The following is a 16,080-nucleotide window of genomic DNA, read 5'->3' as shown; positions in this document are numbered from 1 at the left end:
GTCACCCCCGGGCGACGTGAGAGGGCCTGCGGTGAGGGCTTGACACGATGATCGATCTCGAGCCAAGATTGCCGTCCGCCGGATTTCTCCGGTCACAACTTCATCGATGGTCTCCTCCGACACCGGACGACTTCCCGATCGGGAATCGCCCAGTCGACAGCAGTCGACAGGTTCCCGGCGAGGAAGAGGTCATCACATGCAGTTCAACTCCCGCCGGACCACCGACTCCATCGGGTGCGATCAGCAGCGCCCCTGCTTCTCCGAAGCGCAGGAAGAGCTGCTCGTCCCCATCGCCCGCGACGCCGCCGCGACCGTGCTGGGCCGGCGTCTCTGCTGGCCGGGCGAGGTGTTCGTGCCCGGATCCACGATCCCCGACTCCGACCCCCTCGTCGAAGACCAGGTGGTGCGGGCCCTGACGGTGCTGCTGGCCGCGGCCCGGTGCCGCCGGCACCGCCCGGACATCGCACTCGGAGACGCGGTACGCGGACGCCTGTACACGGCGATCGTCGGGTTCCTGACCTCCGACGCCGCCCGCCGCCACACCACCGCCCGAGACCTGCACCGGGCCGCGGTCCACGGGCTGCGCTCCTCTCAGTACTCGGCGCTGTGGTCGAGCACGGTGCAGTCGCTGCGCGACCACGGTCGTCAGCTCACCGCGGGAACGGTGCACACCGCCCGCCCCGAACGGGCAGCGGCGAGGTACACCGGGCGCGACGGCCGACGGCTGTTCACCGACGCCGGATGCGAGATCTACAAGATCCTCGTCCGTGGGCTGGCCAGCGGCGAGCGCATCGCCGCGCAGGCGCTGCTCGGTCTGTGCCCCGATGACCAGGCCGTCGGATACCTGCGCCGCGTCGCGGTGCAGAACTACCGCAATCCCCTCTCCCAGGGCGCAAGCCATCTCGTCGACCTCGACGACGTCGAGGTGGCCGCGCAGCTGTGGGCCTTCCGGGACCGGGAAACCTGGATGGAGGGCGGTGAGAAGGCGCACCGCGCGTACGCGGCGCTGGTCCTGGCGGCCAGGGAACTCGTCGGGACCCGTCTCGACGAGAACTGGGACCGTCCCGACGACCAGCGTCCCGAAACGCAGGTCCACGACAGCGTCTTCGGCACCGACACCGCGCCGGTACTCGACGGCGCCGGGGAACTGAGGATCTGGCGCAGCGTCCGCGACGCCGGGTTCCGGCTCGGATCCCGCGTCTTCGACACCGACGAACGCCGACGCATCGAGGCGCGCATCGCCGAACTCGACGACCTCTACGGCGACGAGTAGACGATGAGCACGGTGTCACCTCACCGCGGTCGCGGTGGGGCCGGAACCCGAGTCCGGCCCCACCGCCACCGCCGGTGACAGGTCGCCACCTGCAGCGCACCTTCGGGTCTCGCGATCCGGACGCGCCGAGGCCGCGGGGGCGAACCCCCGCGGCCTCGGCCCGGCGTCACCGGTTCTGCTTGCTCTCCTGCGCCTTGCGGCGCATCTCGGCGGCGAGGTTCTTCTTGCGTTCCTCGTCGCGTCGGCGCTGGATCTTGCGTTGTTCCTGCGCGTAGCGGACTTCGCTGGTCTGCGGGGTGAGCGGCGGCTGGTCGATCGGCATGACCGTGATCCTTTCGTCGGTGGTGTCGTGCACCGACACCCTCAGGGACAACCCGCGCCCGGCGCCGATCCGTCGAGTCGCGCTCGGTGCGTCCGACCGGCGCCGGGGTGGACGGTTGGGAATAATGCGGCAGATGGATTTCGACTGGGGCGTAGCCGCCGACGAGCAGGACTTCACCGACGGTCCGGATGTGTTGGTGGTGACGGTCGGGTTGAGTCCGCTGCCGGTCGCTCTGGCGATCCTCACCCTCGACTGCCCGCAGGTGATCCTGGCCCACACCACCGCCACCGCACCGGTGGCTCGCTGCATCGCCCAGGTCCTCGCCCCGATCCGCACCGCCCGGAACCTGCCGGCCGCATTCGAGTTGGTCGACTGCGGCGACGGGGACGACCTGGCCGCCACCGCCACCTGCTTCACCGAGCTCGCGGAGACGATCGGTGACCGCGACTTCCGGTTGGACTATTCGGGCGGCACGAAGGTGATGACCGTGGCCGCGGTCGTCGCGCACATGGACCACCACCACGAGCGCGGCCTGCCCGACCGGGGCGGGCAGTGGCGCACCTGGATCGACGACACCTACGGCACCCTCGTTCCCGGCAGTGCACGCGCCGAACACCGGGCTGTGGAGACCTCGACGCTGAGCACCGAGTTGATCGCGGCTCTGCACGGCATGCGGTTGCAAGGCTTCTACCGTTGCGCACCCGTCCCCACAGCCGAGTGGTCGACTCAGATCGATGACACGATCGGCCTGCTCGACCGGGCCGATGTCGTGGACCGCAACGATCCGGAGTACCCCGCATGGATCACCTGCCTGCAGAATCACGCCGCTGTTCTCGCCACCGCACTCGGGCTCGACGATCCGCATCGTCTCGTCACCTCGATGCGCACACTGGACGATGCGCGGGGAAGTGTTCGCGAACTGCTGGTGGCCTTGATCTGCGCATGGGCCCTGCACGGTGCTCACCCCGCAGGCGGGTGGGAGCTGATGGTCAACGTCCACGCCGTTCCCGCCGATCGCAACGAGGGCACCACCGCAGTGAGCGAAGCGGACGTGGTGGTGCGCAAGGGACATCATGTGCTGGCCATCGAGGTCAAATCCAATGCCGACAAGGCGCTCAAACTGCTCGGGGACCGTGTGGTGAGCATGCGCTGGGCCTTCGGCACCGCCGTCACATCCTGGGTGACCGGCGCGCAAGGACATCAGCGCAAGGACGACACGCGCCCTGCCGTCCCGTGGAGCCGAGTCGAGCACACGTGCCAGGACATCACGGCCACGATGCCGTCGATGGGCAAGGTCGCGGCCGGTCGCCTCGACGCCGACACCGGCAGCAAAGACGTCGACGACCTTCTCGCCGCCTGGCTGCAGTCGCTCAAGCGGGAGAGCACATTCCAGTCCAGAACTGTACCCGTCGACGTCACCGGCGCCGCAGTCACCGTGGTGCCGGTCGACGGCACACCTCTGGCCGTTCAAGCCGCAATCCGCAGTGCGCCGACCCATGTTCTCGGCATCGGGACCGCAGAAACGAACACGCGGCTCGCCGACGCCTTCACCAAGCTCGGCAAGAACGATGCCGGCACCTATCTCCGGGTTCCCGCAGCGGGGGAAGCGGCCACGGTCGCCGCGTTGAAAGGCATTCGCCCGGCGGCGGTCATGGTCACCCCCGGACCGAAAGGCGTCACCGCCGGGCTGCTCCGCGTCGCCCTCGACGCAGGCCGACGCGAGGCGGCGGTCCATCTCGGGATCGACGGCACGGTGCAACGACTGGGAACATCCGGAACCGAGGCGGAGATCACCGATTTCGCGGTGGACTGGCCCGCCCAGTTCGGTGACCGCTACATCCCTCTCGCCGCGGACCCGGCCGACCCCGCAGCGCGCGCGATCCTCGGCCGGATCCGCCGCGCACTCGAGGCGGCCGGGGACCGGCTGGAGGTGTTCGTTCCGGCCGACCCGGCCACACTCGACATCGGCGTGGCGGCCCCGCTGATCGTCGCCGGCCGCCGCGGATGCGCCTCGGTCCACATCCACATTCCCAAGACGTTTCCCGAGCCGAAGTCGAAAGAGGAAATATCCAGCAATAAGAATCAGCTGAAGGATGCGTGGAGGGACTTCAAGACTGCGGTGAAGTCCCGCTCGACGCAGGTCGCTGCGGTGGTCGGCGACGCCCACAAACCACTCCTCGTTTTGGGCACCGACATCTCGGACGCGCGTGTGACCGAGTTCGCCCGTCAGCAGGTGCGCGAGCGGTGGCTGCCGTTCGCCCGATTCGACACCGGCACCGGCACCGTGCGGTTCGGACGGACCGACGACCAGGACGGCGAGGCTCTGAAGCGGGTGGCGTCCCATCTGACCGGCCGCTGACGCCTTCGCCTCGAGACAAATCCCCCGCTCGTCCCTGAGAGGTCCGATGCGCGGCTCCCGCCGCGCATCCCGCTCCGAGAAGGGACAAAGACCATGATTCGTCGGCAATCGACCCCCGCGACCCGTGCCCGCACCGGCGACGGAGTGTCGCCGGTGGCCACCGTGGATCTGACCGAGGCCACTGTCGTGGTAGTCCCGTCCGTGTTCAGCCGCTGGGCCGCGGCCTGGGCCGGTCGCCGCGATGGGCGCCGCGGCATCGTCCCCGACCCGCAGACCGGTATCACCCCGTACCTACACACCTTGATCAGCACCAACGCGACCATGATCGAATCCGAACGGCTCCGCACCCAGGCCCACGTCGCACCGATCGACCAGGAGCGGGCAGTGCACGTTCACCGTCGCGAACGCGCCCTGGCGGCCCTCGACGACATCGATACGACCTCGATCGACGGCGACGACACCGCCCGGATTCGCGGCGACCGTACCCGCACCGCCCGCCGGCAGAGCCTGCGTGAGCAGATCGACGCCGCCACCGAGCGCATCGGCGTGCTCGACGAGCTCCGCGCCGACCGGGTCACTGTCGGAGCGCTGCGCATCCAACGCTGCACCGAACGCACCGAATCGCTGGTCGCCCGCTACTGGCGAGCGTTCGCCCGACGACACCCCGAACTGCCCGAGCTCCGCGCCGGATACACCGTCCCGGCGGTGCCGGTACCCCCGCACCCGCTCGGGCTGTGACCACCGGTCCGGCCCCTGCCCGGTCCCTGATCTTCCCGACACCCCCGATCCGACACCCGGAGGCCCACCGTGTCCATCCTGTCCCGCCTGCGTCGCCGCCGCCCCACCGCGATTCCCGCCGACCAGGATCAACGCACCCTGCGCACCGTCGACGCCCCGTCGTCGCTGCCGCTGCCCTTCGAGCCGTTGCCCGACATCGACGGCCTCGTCGCCGACGCCGCCGACAAAGCCACCCAGCTCAGCGACACCGGCGCCGCCGACGAGTTCTGCGGACACGTCTTCGACCGGTACTTCGACCATTGGCGCACCGAATCGAAAACCGGGGTGTGTCTACACGCCGGGGAACGGCGGCGGGTGGACCGGGCGCTGATCGACGAGGCCCGCGACGAAGCCGATCGTGCGGCCGCGCGGGCCGCACTCGCCGACGCCCGGGCCCGCGACGCTGCCGCCGTCGCGACGGCGGTGTGGCAGGCCTACCTACCCGACCTCCCGAACCGGGCGGCGAACACCGACACGACCGCCCCGTCCGCCCGGTGACCCGGCGCGGGCAGGCGGCCGCTCGATTACGTGCTCTGCTTCGCGATCTCGAACACATCGAGCATCGGGAGCTTGGACCGGAACGCCGACGGCCCGCACGGTGCGGTCGCGTCCGGTGCCGGACGGTGCTCCCACCGGTGAACCATCAGCCACGCCGCCACATGTGGCGGCCATCGACGTCCGGTCTCGGCGACGTACACCCACTCGTCGGTCGCATCCTTCTCGTCCTCGATGCGCCACCGCGCCGCGGCCAGGAACACCTCGATGAACCCGGCGGGGTCGACCACTTCGTCACCGGGGTCGTCGAGATCGGCGTGGCGCCGCGGTGACAACACGTGCACGCTCGCCTCCACCTGCATCGAGCCGAGGCCGAGGGGTTTGCCGCCGCCGAGTTTGTGCGCGAACGCGGCCGGACCGGCCGGATCGGATGCCGGTGCTGCGGGGAAGAGCAGCACGAACAGCACCGCCCCCAACTCCGTGGGGGTGAGGTTGGCGAAGGGGATGCGGCTGGTGAACGTCGAGCCGATCGGCAGTGGCGCCATCGAGGTTGCAGTGTCGTCCGTGGGGGCGGTCTCGTCCCCGTCGAACTGCGTCCGGTACGCCTGGGCGTGCAAAGACCACGTCGCGGCGCCGTCTCCCTCCCACTGTCCACGGTGCCAATAGAATTGGCGTCCCCGCGCGGCGGGCGCGGTGTTGGCGTAGCTGATCAATTCCTTGCTGCCGCTTTGATTCTGCCCCTTACTGCCGTTTCGGTTCTGCAATCGGGTGGCCGCGGATTCGAGGTGGGCTCCGAGTAGGGCCACGGATTCGGCCGGCAGCGCGGTGATCTCGGTGGTGGCGGTGCCGTGCCCGACATCGAGCCTGCCGTGGATACGGTGGGTGTCGTCGATCGCCCCGAACAGCGCATCGACCGCGTCGTTGTCCGCGCCGGCCGCGTGCAGTGTCCGGGTCCACCGGCCCCCGGCATTTTCCACGGAGTCCTTGACCGTGTTCGGGCTCCACACCGGGAACCCGCCGCTCGCCCCGAGATGGGTGACCTGGTTTCGGCTGTCGGTGTCGAAGAACACCGGCCATCCGCCTTCTGCCTCCCACGGCCGGCGCCGGTCCAGGACCGGTTTCCAGTACCGGCGCGTGGTCAGCATCGCTGTGAACTCGTGTACTGCGTGTTCGGTGACGACCAGGTCAATGACGGGTGGGTTGTAGAACACACCGCCATCGGCGGCCAGGAACCCGCCGGGAACCTCGAGCAGATAGCAGTTCGCCGCATTGCCGGTGGGGCGGCCCTCGCGGGTGAGATTGGACATGTTCGTCGGGAAGAACACCATCTCCCACGCGCGCGGAGCGTGCGTCGGTTCCCAGGTGTCGTCGAGGAAATGCTGGAACACACACCGCCCCGGCGCCACTACCCCCATCCCGCTTCTGTCGTGTCGGGTCGCGGCGTTGTGTTCGGCTTCGGCGGCAGTCAGCCCGATCCCGACCGCTGCCGGACGGGGAATACCGCCAACCGTCACCTGCGCCCACACCACGTGCACGGTCTCGCCGAGCCGTTCCTGCAGCCAGACTCGCGCATCGATCCCGGCGGCATGGGTGGCGAGCAGATCGTCGCGCACCACAGCCCAGCGGATCGTGGGGACCTTCCGGATGTTGTTCTTCGGCGGGTTTGGGCGTCTGTGGGTGGGGCGTGCGCTGATCAGGAACTGCGGGCATTCGCGCACGACCAGCCCGGCCTCCGTCTTGGTCAGCAACCCGACGCGTTGCTTCCCGGGTTGTGCCGTCGCCGCTCTGTCCCGAGGGTCGATGCCGGGGTTGCGAAGTCCGGTGTAAGAATTTCTCGCGACGGCGGTCAGCGGATGGTCGTTGTCGGAGACAGGATTCCGGATAGCCGGGCGCAGATCGTCGCTTTCGGACAGGCCGAGGGCACTGCCGAGCAGTGCCTCGACCCCGCCGCGCAGGCAGCCCCGGATCCCGGTTCCGGGAATGCCGTACCGCCGCGGGTGCCCGTCGGTTGCCGGCCACCGGAAACTCTCGGTGGTGCGGTCGGCGTCGCCGAAGAACACCGGGCTCAACGCGGTCAGCGTCAACTCGGCATATCCGCGGACGGTGCCGGGCACCACCTGATCGAACGAGGCGGTCGGATCCGCATCGACCTGGTCGTGTGCCCAGAGGTGCGCGGCGCTGATCGTCGGCCCGAACGGCACATGGGTGTAAGGGGACGTCGGCGGCAGTGCCTCGGTGGAGAGCGCAGTCGGCCGACGTCGCGGCCCCGGGGTGGGGGAGGGAACGGGCCGTCGCGGTCCCGGGATGGGGCGGTCGGTGGTCATCGTCGCGTACCTTTCCGGGAGTCGGCTGGGGTCGGGACATCGCTGTATCCGGTCCAGGTCACTGCGGCGACGAACACCGCGCCCGTGCCCGGGTCGGTGCTGAAGAATTCGCGGGTGTGCCCGAGCGGTGTGCCGCGGTCGGAGAATTCGAACGGATGCACGGTGAACTGTCCCGACAACTGGCGGATGCGGGTGAACCCCGCGGCCCGGTCTCGCCGTGCCCCGGGTATATCGCACAGCAGATACGTCCGAGACCGCGGCTCGAGCCACGGATGGGTGGTTTCCTCCGGGTCGGTCCGCGACCAGCATCCGGCGAAACCGTGCGCGGTGCGCCAGACCACCAGTTCACTGTCGGCCCCGAACAGACGCACCCGGTCGAGACCGTGGCGCGGGCCAGGTGTGGGATGACCGGGCCGGCCGGCGAATTCCGATACGGCCGATGCCCACCGCCAGATGCCGTCGAGCTGCCGTGCAGTGTCGTAGCCGTGTTCGTACTCGGCGATCAGGTACTCGACCTCGGCTCCGACCGACGAGATGGTCGCCGCGGTGGCGGTCACCGCCACGACGATCTCATCGACGAGTCCGGTGTCGGCGGGGGCGGTCAGCAGACCGTGGACGAGGGGCTCAGCAGACATTGTCGAACTCCTCCACGAAACGTCGGTGCCGCTCGACGATCCACTCGTCGCCCCGGATCTCATCCCAACTGTTCCAGCGGTGCGGCACCACCTCCGGTGCCGCACCGTCCGGCTCGTCGTACCGGCCCAGCACGGACACCGCGAGCCGGCGACCGTTACCGCTGGCCGCGTCGGCCCCCACCCTGGCACCGTTGCCGGCGTGCAGCTCCTTGAGCACCACCGTGAACAGGCCGAGGTCGAAGTCGGTAGGGTCGACGATCTGTATCGTGACCGTTCGGCCCCCGCCAAACACCGGTTGTGTCATCGCCAGCGCTCCGGAAATCGGCAGATGCGCGATCGGGTTGAGCGCCACCTGCGGCTGCGTCACAACGGCGGCGCCGACGAAGGCGTCCTCGTCGACGGCGATCCGCGAGGCCTGCACCTCGGTGACGTCGTCGGCCGGGTGCGAGCCGAACAGGTCGACAAACCGGATCCGGGCAGCGCGCAGTGCCGCCGCCGGCTTCGGGCTCGCCGAGGCCAACTCGGTCAACACCTGCCAGCAGGTGCGACGCAGCATGCTCAACGCGGCGGTACCCGAGTCGATCGGTGCCTCCCGGACCGTCCCGTCGTCGCCGACCACGGGACGGGTCAACGCGGCGGTGAGGTTGTCGCCGGTACTCGGGCCGCCGAGCAGCACCGCGGTGGGCACCCGGCGGTCGCCGTGGACTTCCTCGTTGCGCAGATGCACCGCGAGTTCGAGCACCCCGACCGGAGCGATCTCGGGTTCGGCGAAGGTGATCGCGGCACCACCGGGTGCCGCCCATTCGGACAACGCCGTCGTCAGCGCCGCCGCCGGAGTCGCGGCGGGATCGGGCGGCGGGGTGAGCCTCGGCTGTCCGGTGTATCCGGCGCTGTACCACACCTTGTGGTCCTCGACGCGGCCGCACATGTCGAACAACCGCGCCGACCAGCGAGTCCCGCGCACCCGCCCCCGCCCGGCATGGGTCCGTTGCCCGAGCCGGATCCGGCCCTGCGCCAACGCGGTCGCCGCGGCCACCACCACCTCGAGCAGTGGGGTGGCCTCCCGCGGATCGGGGGGCACCTCGATCTCCCACACCAGCGGAAATTCGGTACCGGCACTGACAACCTCGCTGCTGAACAGGGCCGCCTCGGCCGCCGTGGCGGTGCCTGGAGCGACCGCCACCGACTCGCGGTGCCCGGTCGTCGGATACCCCGGTGTCGGCACCGCATCGCGCGGTCTCACCCGTGCCTGGTGATCTTCGCTGCCGAACACCGCGTCCGCCGCCGCCTCGGGCACCGTCGGCATGCGAGACAGATAGGCGCGCAGTGCACCGGTCAGGCTCGGTCCCTCGATCATCGGGAAGCCGGTGTCCAGATCCCGGATTACCGTGATGTCGTCCACCGGGTCGCCGCTGCCGCCGTCCCCGATGGTGGTGTCGGTGAGCACTACCAACGTAGCGGTCACCAGCACGATGTTGCGGCGCGGCAGTGAACCACCGGCGCCCTGGAACCGGCGCAGCAATTGCTGGTCGGACGGTGCTGTCATCGCTGTCCTCCGCGCTGGCCGAGCAGTACCAGATCCCGCGCCAGGTAGAGTAATTGCGCATCCAGGTCGGCTTTCACGTACTTGCCGACCGCGTGATCTTCCGGCACGGTCAACGACACCGCCCTCAGCTCTTTTCGCCACCGGTTTCGAATACGTTCTGGAAGCGATGCGAATGCAGTCGGCCCGTGGCCGCCGGCAGCGGCACGTATCCAGGACCCCACCCACCCCCCGGCCAGCTCGCCAGCCAAGGACGCCAGCAGCGCGCGGTCGTGCATCACTGCGCGCAGCCGTCCCCATACTGCAGCAGGCACCGTATTGCCCGACGCCGAGGCGAGGTCCACCACTGCGTCCCGGCGCCATCGTTCGGACGCCGCGGCGAACAACTCGTTCTGCAGGATCGTCAACTGCTGCCCGGCCCGGTCCTGACCCCACTCCGGTGCCGGCCGCGGCGCCACCGCCGGGCCGGACGACAGCAGCACCATGCCCTCCGGGGGCTGCACCTGCGCCGGACGGTGCGGCTCGAGAAGACCGCCACCGTCACCGTCGAGTGGTTCGACCCCGAGGATGCCGAATCCGTCGACCACGCGATGCCCCACCCGGTGGCCCAGGATCTGCGGCCAGTCCCGTGCCCGGATCGGACCGCCTGCCCGTACCCGGATCACCGATCCGGGCGCCGCCGCCCACGGCGCCGGCCTCATCCGTCCGTATCCGGCGTGGGCACCGCCGGCCCGCACCCGCCCTACCGACGCCGACACCGACACTGCCGGCATACCCAACCGCGTGAACAACTCGTCGAGATGCGTGCGCACCGCATCGGGAAGGTAATGCCCGGCGGGGGAGACCACCAATGCCGGTGACCGCAACACCACATCGACCTCGTCCCCGGCGGCGAGATCGTCGACCGAGACCGGTTCCGCGGCCTTGTCGAGACCCGCACCGACGGTGAACACTGCATCGCCGCCGTACGCGCCGTCCTTACCGCTACCCAACGAAACAGTCTTCTGATCCAACAGCTCACGCAGCATCTGTGCGAGCTCCTCGCACCGGGCGCGGTCGCCCCGCAACCGGAATCGTGCGGTGAACACCTGCTGCGCCGACACGGTGGTGAACGTCATCGGGCCCAGACCTTCGACTGTCCCGCCCGTTCGTGGTCGTACCAGCCGCTGGGTCGTCCGAGTCTGCACCGTCACCGGCGTCCACGCCCGACCCCGGTGCGCAGCCATACCGCCGAGCCGTCGCACCGCAACATCTCTGCCGAGTGTGGCGCGTTCGTCGACGACTCGGTCCCCGTCCGGGTGGGCGGCGACCAGCGTGGTCCGAGGCGTCGGCTGGCCGATCACCCCGGCCCCGGCATCGGGGAATGCCGGTGCTGCCGCGACATCCCCGGACACGATGAGGTGTTCGAGCCACGCCGGATCCCGCGTCCGGCACAGTTGCGCGATCACACCCCGCAACCGTGTTCCCGCCACCACCGACTCCGACTGCGGCGACACTGCCGCCCCGTCCTGCGGCAGCAGCACCTCCTCACCGAACGTCACCGTCACCGGCACGAACCAGAACTGATCCATCATGCTTCTCCGTACGCCAGACGAATCGTCGTTTCCCGGTCCCCGTCGAGAGCACACTCGACCCTGCCCTGGTGGTCGGACTCGCCGTGCCCGATCTGCTCGACCGCCAGCACACACCGCGCCAGAAACCGAAGCTCGGGCCCCGTGGGGGGGCGGGTCCACGACAACTCGGACTCGAACACCACACCGGGCCGGACCGCCCGGACCTCGCGCAACGATCCGCGGCGCGGCGCCTTCCGATCGTCGAGCGCGGTTCTGAGTATCGTCGTGGTCAACGCTGCCGTGACGTTCTCCCGCATCGCACCGGAGCCACCGTAGCGATCCTCGTGCGCACGAATCGCCGCCACCACGGTCGCTTGCGAGTCCCGAGGCCACTGCGCACGCCCCACCCGTACCGCCCGGTCCTGCTCGGCGGTGGTCTCGCTCGCACCGAACAAGGCCACCGCGGCGTCCAGATCCGCCGGGGTGGCACCGGCCTCGCCGAGTACCCGCAACGCCGCGTCCCGTAGCCGCGCCGACATGCGGTTCTTCGGGATGTACGGGATACCGAACTTGTCCACCACCGTCCCCAGATCGACGTCGAGGTCGTCGCCGTCGTCGACGCCGACCACGCACGGCCTCAGTATCCCCACCGTCATTATTGACGCCATCTTCTTGCACCCGGACATTGGAGACATCTGGTCGGTCATGACGTCACGCCCCAGGTCGCGGCAGTCAGATGCAGATGCTCATCACGCAGATCCAGCGCATCGAGAACCCCACCCGCCCACATCACCGGGAGCGACAACTCCGGTAGATCCCGTAGGGCGCGTTTGCGGTTGAGCTCACCCACCACGGCGGCAACAGCATCATCGGCCGTTTCATCCATCGATGTTCCCGAGCGTGCCGCCGTCGACAACCGTCGACGGACCGTGCTGCGCAACGTCGCCCACCTCGACCCTCGGAGACTCCTCTCGCCGGGTCCGAGCCACTGGTGTTCGAACATCGGGAAGCCCATGGCCCGGTTGTCGGCGAACCACGCCCTTGGGCGCCCGGTGCCCGGATACCGGCGCGTCCGCAGCTCGTCGATCCGTTCCGGATCGATCACACCCCGGTGCCAGTCGAGTCCGTGCGGAGTTCGGGACCCGAACGAGTGTGCCTTCGCGGCCGCTTTCGCCGACGACCCTACTTTCTGGGCGATCCCGTGTGCCCGAGTCAACGACACCCCGTGCGGCACCACCGCGACCCCCACCGCCACACTCAGCCGTGCCCCGAACAACTCCTGCAGGATCGAACGGGGATCACCGGGCGGTGCGTCGGCATCGAGCCACGCGATCATCTCTGCCGCCACCGACCAGGAGATACGCGACTCGCATACCAGCACCACATCGTCACCGGCGCCGATCCACGGTCGGACCGGCATCAACCATCGCTTCGTCTCGCCGGTGTAGGGCAGCGGGAACTGCAGCGACTCCGGAAAACCCTGGACCACCGGCGTGTCGTCGACCACCTGAATCGAATCGGCCACCATTTCGACCACACGCGCGCACCAGCGATGGCGCAACTCGGTCAACGCAGCCATCGCCGTGCCGACGTCGTCAGGGGCAGTTGCCGCCACCTGCCGCAGATGCGCGCCCACACCGTTGAGATCGGCCACTACCACCGCGATCTTGCTGCTCTTCCCCGCGCTGCGACCGAGATCGCCCATCTGTTTCGGCAACGCGAACAGGTCCCTGTACCGCGCCGGGATCAGCTCCACTTCTTGGTCGCGGTGCCATTGCCGGGCCGCGGCGTCCGCGGCCGAGACTTCCCGCGCTACCGCTCGCAGCTCGGTCCCTGTCCGTCGGTCGAACGACTCGGCGAATGCGCCGGTCACCACGCACTGCACCGCACCCCACGCCGGTTCCCCCGCCATCGTCGCCGGCATATCGTGGCGCGCCTGCCGCAACCGTGCCGCCGCCGACAGCACCCGATCCGCTTCGTCGGCGCCCTCCTGATCGATCCACACCACCGGGGTCAACGCGTCGGAAACCTCGGAGACCTCGCGGGTGTACCAGCCGACGAACTCGTGGGCATTACCCGAGGTGATCTCACAACTGAAATGGCCGACTCCAGAGGCCAACACGCGACCCACCTGGCCGTGCGGCCACGAGACTACGAACTGTGTGCTGGTCAGCTGTGCGATCCAACGGGAACGGCCGATGGTGTCCAACAACGTTCGCGACCGGAAGACGAAGCTCTGGATACCGGGAAACTCCACATGCACCACAACGGCTGGCGCTCCGTCAGCGAATCCGTATACATCGACCATTTCGGACACACTAAAGCACCACTGCTGATGACGCCGCCGAACAATAAGTAGTGTCGCTGAAGAACTTCAAAGCGACATTGATAAGCAGGCGCATCAACGTGCGCCGCCCCGATTCTCGGATGGGCGCGTCCATGAAGATGGTGTACAAACAGGATCTGCGCGGCGGCCGCGTGTCGGGCGCGCTGGCAGGATGACAGAGCCTGACCAAGTGTGTCGTCCGCCCACCTCCACGCTCGGTGCTCCGCAGACCTGAGGTTCGACGGGCCAAGGTTCTGTATAGGCCCGTGGCATGTTCACATCACGCGGGAAAGCACAGGTAGGTCGCATGCAGGCGACGTGCGACTCTGCATGAAAATGTCAAGCCCCGGGTTTTGTAGAGAGTCGATCAGCTGGTTTTCAGTAGCGAAGTCTGTTGCAGGTCCTCGTCGTGCTGTGCCTGCCAGTGGTGTGCTTCGAATTCGGCCGGTGGGACATGACCGAGCTCGCCGTGGAGCCGTCGCTGGTTGAACCAGTCGACGTACTCGGCAACGGCGATCTCGACGTCGTCGATGCCGTGCCAGGGGCCCTTGTTGCGGATCAACTCGGCCTTGAACAGGCTGTTGTACGCTTCTGCCATCGCGTTGTCGTACGAATCACCGCGTGAGCCAACGGAAGCCACCGCGTCTGCCTCGGCGAGGCGTTCGGTGTAGCGCACGGCACGGTATTGCACACCACGGTCGGAGTGGTGGATCAGGCCCGACAGGTCCGCCCCGCCGTGGGTGCGTCGCCAGAGCGCCATCTCCAACGCATCGAGCGCCAGGTCGGTGTACAGGGAGGTCGCGACCTGCCAGCCGACGACCATGCGGGAGAAGACGTCGATGACGAAGGCGGCGTATACCCAGCCGGAGAACGTCTCTCCCATGAGGTGATGTCGGCGATCCACAACTCGTTCGGGGCGTCGGCGACGAACCGTCGCTCGACCAGATCTGCGGGTCGTTCGGTCTCCGCCCTCGGTCTGGTTGTGCGGGGACTCTTCGACCGCACAACACCTTTCAGTCCAGCCTTTCTCATCAGTCGTTCCACAGTGCAGCGCGCCACCGGTATTTCTTGTCGCTTCAGTTCGGCGTGGACCTTGCGTACGCCGTAGACGCTGTAGTTCTCGGAATGGATCGTGGGGATCCGCTCGGTCAGCTCCCGGTCGCGGAGGGTGCGCTCGGATTCGCGACGTGTCGTAGCGGCGTAGTAGGTGCTCGGCGCGATCGCGGCGTCGGTCTGTTCCAACGCCTCGCAGATCGGCTGGACGCCGTGCTCGTGCTTGTAACGGTCGATGAACTCGACCTTCATCGGTGTGGACGGTCCAGCTCCGTCGCGAAGAAAACCGATGCCTGCTTCAAGATCGTGTTCGCGCGGCGCAGCTCGCGGTTCTCGCGCTCGAGCTCGGCGATGCGAGCCGCATCGTCGCTGGTGGTGCCCGGCCGAAGACCTTCGTCGGTTTCGGCCCGCTTGACCCAGGTCCGCAGCGCCTCGGGATGGACACCGAGCTGGTCCGCGATGCGTTTGAGGGCGCCGGCCCGGGTTGCCGGGTCCTTGCGGGCCTCGATGGCCATCCGGGTGGCGCGTTCGCGCAGCTCATCGGGGTACTTCCGTGGTGCGACCATGCCGGTCATCCTTCCGGGTTTTGATTGTCTCCATCAAACCCGGGGCACTTCAAAATGTCAGTGGGTTCTCGTCGTGAAGAGTGTCAGTAAACCGGGGGTGTTGACGGCTGGAGCGTGATCGAATGTCCGCGGGCTCGCCCGTTCGCGGGTAGCCAACGGGTCGAGGGGTAATGCTGGTGGTCGATCCGAGCGGGCGTGCGCTGCGTCGGATCGCCGTGGATCGGCTGGCCACCTTGAATCAGGCGGGGGATCTGACCAGCGAACATGTTCGGCTGATCACCCAGGCCCTGGGCGTGACCGAGCGGACGGTCTGGCGCTGGGTGAGAGCACACCGGATGCCACCGCCACCACCGAAGAAGCGAGATCGATTCCGGATCGACGCGGATCTTCGAGTGCGCCTTGCCTATTGGCGTGGCAATGCGTCGGCGCTGCATCGTGAGCTGCTCGAGCAGGAGAAGCAGGGCGGGGCGCCGGCACCGAGCCTGGCGACGCTGCATCGCGCGATCCGGTAGGATCTCGCGCCCGGGGACAGGGCCGGGTTGCGCGCCGGTGAGCGGGCGCGCAGGAGGTTCGACGTGTTCCTGCAGCGGCCCCCGTCGCACCGCAACGCGGTGTGGGAGGCCGACCATGTCGAGGCGCCGGTCCAGGTCGAGGCGGACGGGCGGCTGGTCACCCCGTGGGTGACGTGGTTCGTCGATGCCGCCTGTGACGTGATCCTCGGTGTGGCGGTGACGCCGCGGACTCCGAACCGGGGGAGCGTGCTGGCGGCGCTGCGGGCGGCGGTGATGCGGCGGGAGCCGTACGGGCCGGCCGGTGGTCTGCCCGCGGCGGTGCGCATCGACCGGGGCAAGGAC

Annotated in this window: 13 protein-coding genes and 2 pseudogenes; 7 read left to right on the top strand and 8 right to left on the bottom strand. The window is 68.7% G+C overall.

From position 1 onward, the window contains the following. Positions 1-196 precede the first annotated feature (196 nt). Complete coding sequence (locus tag AIIKEEIJ_RS15305) at positions 197-1,273, top strand: hypothetical protein (RefSeq protein ID WP_161996005.1); 1,077 nt, start codon at positions 197-199, stop codon at positions 1,271-1,273. Positions 1,274-1,439: 166 nt separating this feature from the next. Here the strand turns inward: AIIKEEIJ_RS15305 and AIIKEEIJ_RS15300 are convergent, their stop codons facing one another. After that, on the bottom strand, positions 1,440-1,595 hold the full coding sequence (locus AIIKEEIJ_RS15300) for a hypothetical protein (protein ID WP_161996004.1): 156 nt from the start codon (positions 1,593-1,595) through the stop codon (positions 1,440-1,442). Positions 1,596-1,728: 133 nt separating this feature from the next. Between AIIKEEIJ_RS15300 and AIIKEEIJ_RS15295 the strand changes: the two genes are divergently transcribed. The 3 genes from AIIKEEIJ_RS15295 to AIIKEEIJ_RS15285 all read left to right on the top strand — a co-directional run bounded on the left by AIIKEEIJ_RS15295 (position 1,729) and on the right by AIIKEEIJ_RS15285 (position 5,229). Further along, positions 1,729-3,954, top strand: coding sequence for a hypothetical protein (locus tag AIIKEEIJ_RS15295; protein WP_161996003.1), 2,226 nt, complete (start codon positions 1,729-1,731; stop codon positions 3,952-3,954). 153 nt (positions 3,955-4,107) lie between these two features. Next, positions 4,108-4,692 (top strand): hypothetical protein, encoded by a 585-nt coding sequence (locus tag AIIKEEIJ_RS15290; RefSeq protein WP_161996002.1) that lies wholly within the window; start codon positions 4,108-4,110, stop codon positions 4,690-4,692. Between the two features lie 69 nt (positions 4,693-4,761). Next, positions 4,762-5,229, top strand: a complete 468-nt coding sequence (locus AIIKEEIJ_RS15285) for a hypothetical protein (RefSeq protein ID WP_161996001.1) — start codon at positions 4,762-4,764, stop codon at positions 5,227-5,229. Positions 5,230-5,255: 26 nt separating this feature from the next. Here the strand turns inward: AIIKEEIJ_RS15285 and AIIKEEIJ_RS15280 are convergent, their stop codons facing one another. The 6 genes from AIIKEEIJ_RS15280 to AIIKEEIJ_RS15255 form a co-directional block, all read right to left on the bottom strand. After that, the gene (locus tag AIIKEEIJ_RS15280; protein ID WP_161996000.1) at positions 5,256-7,550 is read right to left on the bottom strand and encodes an RAMP superfamily CRISPR-associated protein; all 2,295 of its coding nucleotides are present in this window, start codon (positions 7,548-7,550) and stop codon (positions 5,256-5,258) included. Beyond that, complete coding sequence (locus tag AIIKEEIJ_RS15275) at positions 7,547-8,185, bottom strand: hypothetical protein (protein WP_161995999.1); 639 nt, start codon at positions 8,183-8,185, stop codon at positions 7,547-7,549. Before AIIKEEIJ_RS15275 ends, AIIKEEIJ_RS15280 begins: the two co-directional genes overlap by 4 nt. Beyond that, positions 8,175-9,731 (bottom strand): RAMP superfamily CRISPR-associated protein, encoded by a 1,557-nt coding sequence (locus AIIKEEIJ_RS15270; RefSeq protein WP_161995998.1) that lies wholly within the window; start codon positions 9,729-9,731, stop codon positions 8,175-8,177. The genes AIIKEEIJ_RS15275 and AIIKEEIJ_RS15270 overlap by 11 nt, the downstream gene beginning before the upstream one ends. Beyond that, positions 9,728-11,302, bottom strand: coding sequence for a hypothetical protein (locus tag AIIKEEIJ_RS15265; protein WP_161995997.1), 1,575 nt, complete (start codon positions 11,300-11,302; stop codon positions 9,728-9,730). The genes AIIKEEIJ_RS15270 and AIIKEEIJ_RS15265 overlap by 4 nt, the downstream gene beginning before the upstream one ends. Beyond that, positions 11,299-11,910 carry a hypothetical protein gene (locus AIIKEEIJ_RS15260; RefSeq protein ID WP_161995996.1) on the bottom strand — a complete coding sequence of 204 codons (612 nt, stop codon included), beginning with the start codon at positions 11,908-11,910 and terminating at the stop codon, positions 11,299-11,301. The genes AIIKEEIJ_RS15265 and AIIKEEIJ_RS15260 overlap by 4 nt, the downstream gene beginning before the upstream one ends. A 74-nt stretch (positions 11,911-11,984) precedes the next feature. Next, a complete protein-coding gene (locus AIIKEEIJ_RS15255; protein ID WP_161995995.1) occupies positions 11,985-13,598 on the bottom strand; it encodes a hypothetical protein in 1,614 nt (537 codons plus the stop codon). 41 nt (positions 13,599-13,639) lie between these two features. Here AIIKEEIJ_RS15255 and AIIKEEIJ_RS15250 point away from each other — a divergent pair, with 41 nt between their 5' ends. After that, on the top strand, positions 13,640-13,783 hold the full coding sequence (locus AIIKEEIJ_RS15250; RefSeq protein WP_161995994.1) for a hypothetical protein: 144 nt from the start codon (positions 13,640-13,642) through the stop codon (positions 13,781-13,783). A 191-nt stretch (positions 13,784-13,974) separates the two neighbouring features. Here AIIKEEIJ_RS15250 and AIIKEEIJ_RS15245 read toward each other — a convergent pair. After that, positions 13,975-15,226, bottom strand: a pseudogene (locus AIIKEEIJ_RS15245) (IS3 family transposase). Between the two features lie 170 nt (positions 15,227-15,396). Here AIIKEEIJ_RS15245 and AIIKEEIJ_RS32630 point away from each other — a divergent pair. Further along, positions 15,397-15,738, top strand: a complete 342-nt coding sequence (locus AIIKEEIJ_RS32630) for a hypothetical protein (RefSeq protein WP_202917085.1) — start codon at positions 15,397-15,399, stop codon at positions 15,736-15,738. A gap of 63 nt (positions 15,739-15,801) precedes the next feature. Next, positions 15,802-16,080: pseudogene (locus tag AIIKEEIJ_RS32625) on the top strand (ISNCY family transposase); the annotation flags it as partial.

Origin of the sequence: Rhodococcus sp. YH1 (assembly GCF_009939605.1) — a bacterium.
Taxonomy (GTDB): domain Bacteria; phylum Actinomycetota; class Actinomycetes; order Mycobacteriales; family Mycobacteriaceae; genus Rhodococcus; species Rhodococcus aetherivorans.
This window is presented reverse-complemented; position numbering and strand designations above follow the sequence as displayed.